The sequence below is a fragment of the Methanobrevibacter sp. genome (assembly GCF_045636185.1).
Lineage (GTDB): Archaea > Methanobacteriota > Methanobacteria > Methanobacteriales > Methanobacteriaceae > Methanocatella.
On the sequence record NZ_JAZTXC010000042.1, the window covers coordinates 1 to 4,479 of the forward strand.

The following is a 4,479-nucleotide window of genomic DNA, read 5'->3' on the forward strand; positions in this document are numbered from 1 at the left end:
TCCTGAATTAACTCTTGATATTGACAATATTGCTTTTGGTGATAATTTAGTTGTTAGAAATACTTTAGATAGTAACTTGACATATGATTTAATTCTTGAAATTGATAATAGGAATTATACAATTCAGTCTAATTCAGAGTATGTGCTTCCTGTTGTTTTGGATGTAGCTACTTATAATGCAATTTTATATTTCAAAGGAGACGGCAACTATAATAAATGCAATACTTCTGCAGCATTTTTAGTTACTAAACATGTTCCTAATTTAACTCTTGATATTGAAAATATTACTTATGGTGATTATTTAGTTGTAATTAATACATTGGATAATAATTTAACATATGATTTGACTCTTGAAATTAATAATAAGAATTATATTATTAGGTCTAATTCTACTTATAAGATTCCTGATTTGTTTGATGCAGGTGTTTATGATGTCATTTTAACTTTTGCTGGTGATAATAATTATAATTCTACTGTTCAAAAGACTAAAGTTTTAGTTGATAAATATGCGCCGAATCTTAGCTTTGATATTGATGATGTTGATTACGGTGAATATATTTCGTCAAATATTAAGTTAACGGGTTTTGATGGCTTATTGTTAAATGAAAATGTTGTTTTAACAATTAATAATCAAAATTATACTTTTTCAACAAATAATGAGTTTATTATCCCGATTTTGTTAAATGCTTCTAATTATCCTGTTAGTGTTAATTTTAAAGGTAATGGTAATTATAATAATGTCAGTAAAACTGCTAATGTTAATGTTAATAAGATTAATCCAAAAATTTATTCTACTATTAACAGTGTAATGTATGGGGAGAATACTGTGGTGTGGGTTAATTTAACAGGACTCAATAATGAGTTAATTAATGATGATGTTGTTTTAACTGTTGATAATGAAAAGTATTCCTTTAAAGCAAATCGTTATTATACACTTCCTGTATTTTTGAATGTTTCTAATTATGAAGCTATTGTTCTTTTCAATGGAAATAATAACTATAATTCAGTTAATGATACTGTTCAGTTTTCTGTTTATAAAAATGATTTAAATGTTGATTTATCTGTTTTAAATACTACTTATGGTGAAAAAACTCTTGTTAATACCTGTTTAACAGATTTCAATGGTAATTTAGTTAATGAAAGCCTTAAATTGGAAATTGATGGTGTTAATTATACGGTTGATTCCAATTCTGAGTTTGTGCTTCCTGTTGTTTTAAATGCATCTTCTTATATTGCTTATTTGTACTTTGAAGGTAATAATAATTATAATAAATGCAATGCTTCTGCAGCATTTTTTGTTAGAAAATCTACTCCTGAATTAACTCTTGATATTGACAATATTGCTTTTGGTGATAATTTAGTTGTTAGAAATACTTTAGATAGTAACTTGACATATGATTTAATTCTTGAGATAAATAATGTAAATTATACAATTCAGTCTAATTCAGAGTTTGTGCTTCCTGTTGTTTTGGCTGTGGCTGTTTATAATGCTTATTTGTTCTTTGAAGGGGATAATAATTATAATGAATGCAATGTTTCTACATCATTCTTTGTTAGTAAACCTATTCCTAAATTAACTCTTGATATTGACAATATTACTTATGGTGATAATTTAGTTGTTAGAAATACTTTAGAAACTAACTTGACATGTAATCTGACTCTTGAAATTAATAATAGGAACTATTCTATTAAGTCTAATTCCACTTTTAAGATTCCTGATTTGTTTGATGCAGGTGTTTATGATGTAGTCTTGACTTTTGATGGTGATAATAATTATAATGCCACTATTCAAAAGACTAAAGTTTCTGTTGATAAATATACTCCTGATCTTAGTTTAATCCTTGATGATGTTGATTACGGTGAATATATTTCATCAAATATTAAATTAACAGGTCTTGAAGGTTTATTAATAAATGAGAATATTGTTTTAACAATTAATAATCAAAATTATACTTTCATGGCTAATAATGATTTTATTGTCCCAATTATTTTAAATGCTTCTAATTATCCGGTTAATGTTTATTATAAAGGTAATAATAATTATAATGCTGTAAATAAAACTGTTAATGTTAATGTTAATAGGATTAATCCAAAAATTCATTCCAGCATTAATAGTGTAAAATATGGGGAGAATATAATTGTAGAAGTTAATCTAACTGGCCTTAATGATGAGTTAATTAATGAGGGTGTTGTTTTCACTGTTAATAATAATGATTATATTTTTAAGGCAAACACTTATTATACACTTCCTGTATTTTTAAATGCTTCTAATTATGAAGGTAAAGTTATTTTCAATGGAAATAATAACTACAATTCAGTTTATGATACTGTTCAATTTGTTGTTTATAAAAATGATTTAAATATTAGTTTGGATGTTTTAAATATTACTTATGGTGAAACAACTCTTGTTAATACTTATTTAACTGATTTCAATGGTAATTTAGTTAATGAAATCCTTAAATTAGAAATTAATGGTGTTAATTACACGATTAATTCCAATTCAGAGTTTGTGCTTCCTGCTGTTTTAAATGCATCTAATTATAAAGCTGATTTATACTTTGAAGGAAATAATAATTATAATAAATGCAATGCTTATGCAGTATTTTTAGTTAGTAAATTTACTCCTGAATTAACTCTTGATATTGACAATATTACCTATGGTGATAATTTAGTTGTTAAAAATACTTTGGAAAGTGACTTTGCATATGATTTGATTCTTGAGATAAATAATAGAAGTTATACTATTAAGTCTAATTCCACTTTTAAGATTTCTGATTTGTTTGATGCAGGTGTTTATGATGTAGTCTTGACTTTCGGTGGGGATAATAATTATAATGCCACTATTCAAAAGACTAAAGTTTCAGTTGATAAATATACTCCGGATCTTAGTTTGGATATTGAGGATATTGATTATGGTGAATATATTTCATCTTTAATTAAATTAACTGGTATTAATGATTCAAAATTAAATGAAAATGTTGTTTTAACAATCGACTCTAAAAATTATCTATTAATGGCTAATAATGAGTTTATTATTCCAATTCTATTAAATGCTTCTAATTATCCTGTTAATATTTATTTTAAAGGTAATGAAAATTATAATGAAGTTAATAAAACAGTTAATGTTAATGTAAATAAAATCAATCCAAAATTGGTATTAAATATATCAGATACAGCTTATGATGAGGATATAATTATTAATAATTATTTAACAGGTTTTAATGGAGAAAATATCCAAGAAACCCTTACATTAATTATAAATAATAAACAATATTATGTAAATTCAAATAATGCTTATGTTTTACCTGATAAATTAGATTTAGGCACATACGTTGCTAATTTAGTTTTCAATGGAAATTCAAATTATAATAAAATTAATGCTTCGTTAACATTTGAAATTTATCTTAATGAATTAAATATGGATTTAAATATATCTAAACATGTAAATGATATAAATATAACTATAAATTTATCCAAAAAGTTAAATGAATCAATTGATGTAAAAATAAACAATAGAATTTATAAGGTTGAAACTATTGACGGCGAAGCTACTTTAAGTTTAAATAACCTGGAATTGGGGCAATATTCACTCGAAGCTTTATTCAATAAAACTTCTTATAAACCTGTGTTAATTAAAGATGAATTCATTATAGATACTATTTATTCTTTAATTAATGCAATAGATATCGAAATGTATTATCATGATGGTACAAGGTTACATGGCAGACTTACAGACTCAAACAATAATAGTTTAGCAAATAAAGAAATTAATGTTTATATCAATAATGTTAAATATGGTAAAACAACAGATTCTAATGGCGGTTTTTCAATTGGGCTAAACTTGAATTCTGGCAAATATTTGACTAATATAGAATTTATTGGAGATAATGTTTACATTAATTCTTCCAGGGAAATCCTAGTAAATATTAAGCCTACTTTAGATATGCATAATTTAACAAAGTATTATAGGAATTCATCTCAATTCTATGCAAAAATTTTAGATTTTAATGCTAATCCTGTAGCAAATACTCAGGTCATGATGAATATTAATGGTGTATTTTATACAAGAACAACTGATTTTAGTGGTCTTGTTAAGTTAAATATTAATTTACAACCTGGTAAATATATTTTAACTGTTTATAATCCTGTCACCGGTGAGCAGTCATCTTGTCTTATCACTGTTCTATCCAGATTGGTTGAAAATCATGATTTAGTTAAATATTATAGAAATGCTTCAAAATATTCTGTTAAGGTGTTGGATGAAAAAGGATCTCCATTATCTGGCGCAGAAGTTAAATTTAATATTAATGGTGTATTTTATACAAGAATAAGTGATATAAATGGTGTAGCTAGTTTATCTATTAATTTAAACCCTGGAACATACACTATTACAGCAGAATACGATTCATCAATGGTTTCTAATACCATTAAAGTATTGAGCACAATTAAGGCTGAAGATATGGTCATGAAATATCGTGA

General features: G+C 25.2%; 1 protein-coding gene. It reads left to right on the forward strand.

Annotated features, from left to right (window positions below; all coding sequences use genetic code 11):
* Window positions 1-4,479, forward strand: a 4,479-nt coding sequence (locus tag ACKI3Q_RS02675) for a carboxypeptidase-like regulatory domain-containing protein (protein WP_407414009.1), incomplete at both ends; no start/stop codon positions are given.